Raw genomic sequence first — 2,206 nt, 5'->3', positions numbered from 1 at the left:
GTGTTAGATGCTCATACGCGGATTTAGAATCGATCGTTTGATCGTAGGTGTCACCGACGATAGAAGTACGCATAAGTGCTTCGCGTTCCTCAACACTGATCGGTCCGATATGTGATAGTGGTGGGATGATGAGGGCACGTTGGGTGATACTGGGTGTCCCTTTTTCATCGAGAAACGATATCAATGCTTCACCGACACCGAGTTCCATTAGGGCAGTGTTTTCATCCAAAGCTTCATTATCGCGCATCGTTTCAGCCGCCGCACGTACCGCTTGCTGATCTTTTGGGGTAAAGGCTCGTAGGGCATGGGCGATTCGGTTACCTAGCTGTGCGGCTACTTTTTCAGGGATATCGTTAGGATGCTGGGTAATAAAATAGATCCCAACCCCTTTGGAGCGGATGAGACGGACAACTTGTTCGATTTTTTCAATCAAAACATCAGGTGCATCGTTGAAAAGAAGATGGGCTTCATCGAAAAAGAAGAGGAGTTTAGGTGCTTTGCTGTCGCCCGCTTCAGGGAGAGCTTCAAAAAGTTCCGAGAGTATCCAGAGTAACAACGAAGCGTAGAGCTTAGGGGTGTTCATTAGTTTAGTGGCGTCAAGAAGATTAACCACCCCTTTGCCATCGACACTTTGAATGAGATCGTGGACATTGAGCATCGGCTCTCCGAAGAGCATCTCAGCTCCTTGAGATTCGAGGGAGAGGAGGGCACGTTGGATCGCACCGATCGATGCGGTGGAGACATTGCCGTAACTCAAACTAAGCTCTTTAGCACGCTCTCCGACATTTTGAACCATAGCACGGAGATCTTTGAGATCCAGTAAAGCCAGTCCTTCATCATCGGCGACTTCGAACACAAGATTTAAAACGCCCCCTTGCGTCTCATTCAACCCCATAAGCCGAGAGAGGAGCAATGGTCCCATATCGCTGATGGTTGCACGAACAGGGTGACCGTTTTCTCCCCAAACGTCCCAAAACGTGATAGGGCATTGCTCATAAGCAGCTTCAAGACCCATAAATTCCAGTCGTTCGCTCACTTTTGCGTTGTTTCCGCCGACTGCGCCGATACCGCTAAGATCCCCTTTGATATCACTGACGACACACGGGACACCGATTGAGGAAAAAGATTCGATCACTTTTTGGAGGGTGATGGTTTTGCCGGTTCCGGTAGCTCCGGTGATAAGACCGTGGCGATTCGCCATAGAGGGAAGAAGGGTGAGAAAAGTGTCTTTAACTTTTGCGATGGGGATTAAATTATTCATAGGTTTCATTTATTTTTTAAGCTAAGTTTGGTTTCGATAAGTTGACGATTTTGTATCATTATTGATTCTATTTCTTTGGCATTTTTATCACTATAAAAATGCTTGTTTTGTAACTCACAGTGAGTAGTTACTTCTTGATAAAATTCTTCAAGCGTAGAACCTTTTACTTTTGATGAAGATGCCATTCTGATTTTAATTTTAGGTACATATATAGCTAAAGTTTTTTCAGTAAGTGTATTCATTCGCATATTGACTCATTTGTGTAGATAGTTAAATCTAAGAAAAGCAAATTGTGTACCTAAAATCCTTCGTTCACAACATACCAAAGACGATCCACTTCTTTGTCATCCAAAAAAAGTGTTGATGTGTGGGTATAGAGCCATTCCAACCCTTTTGGATTGATTGATAAAGTATGAGAACAGTTGGTATGTGCGGGTAAAAAAGCCCGAATCAGTGAAATATCATTCTCGATAGGGTGGTCACAGAAAAAACAGTTGAGTTCACGGTGGAGCCGCCCCTCATGATCGAGTAGCCGTACATATGATTCGATGGCGACCCGTTTGGGATTTTGATCGCTCCAGCGAGCCGATGCATCATTTAAAAGGGCGAAATAAAACTTTCCGATCGATTCGGAGTCTTTGAGATGGGGATGAAAGAGGGTAATAAACTGCTGCCATAGCCGAAGTCGTTCATACTCACCCATCCATGAAAAGCCTAAGTGGATAACATCTTTCATTCTCGGGATCGACGATTTCAGGGAATGTTCCGCCTCGTAATCAATTTTGAACCCCATATTGATAGGGCTGTGGCGAGCACCGTAAAAGCGATAAAGGGTCGTTAAGTTTTCTTCGGCTATGGCAGCAGTTTATTACCCTCTTTCATCCCCATCTCAAAGACTCCGAATCGATCGGAAAGTTTTATTTCGCCCTTTTAAATGATGCATCG

At 44.5% G+C, this 2,206-nt stretch carries 3 protein-coding genes; all 3 read right to left on the bottom strand.

Going from position 1 to position 2,206, the window contains the following annotated elements; translation table 11 throughout:
* A partial coding sequence (locus tag WA010_RS07660) for a helicase HerA-like domain-containing protein (RefSeq protein WP_422556538.1) occupies window positions 1-1,261 on the bottom strand: 1,261 nt, incomplete at its 3' end.
* Between the two features lie 5 nt (window positions 1,262-1,266).
* Window positions 1,267-1,503, bottom strand: a complete 237-nt coding sequence (locus tag WA010_RS07655) for a hypothetical protein (protein WP_422556537.1) — start codon at window positions 1,501-1,503, stop codon at window positions 1,267-1,269.
* Window positions 1,504-1,559: 56 nt separating this feature from the next.
* Complete coding sequence (gene recO / locus WA010_RS07650; protein WP_422556539.1) at window positions 1,560-2,117, bottom strand: recombination protein RecO; 558 nt, start codon at window positions 2,115-2,117, stop codon at window positions 1,560-1,562.
* Between the last annotated feature and the right edge of the window lie 89 nt (window positions 2,118-2,206).

It is taken from the genome of Sulfuricurvum sp. (assembly GCF_049305995.1).
GTDB lineage: Bacteria > Campylobacterota > Campylobacteria > Campylobacterales > Sulfurimonadaceae > Sulfuricurvum.
The sequence above is the reverse complement of the archived record's forward strand: the minus strand, read 5'-3'. Positions and strand labels throughout refer to the sequence as shown.

Coding starts and splice junctions, on each gene's coding strand:
- WA010_RS07655 (WP_422556537.1), bottom strand. CDS start 1,503: ATGAATACACTTACTGAAAAAACTTTAGCTATATATGTACCTAAAATT.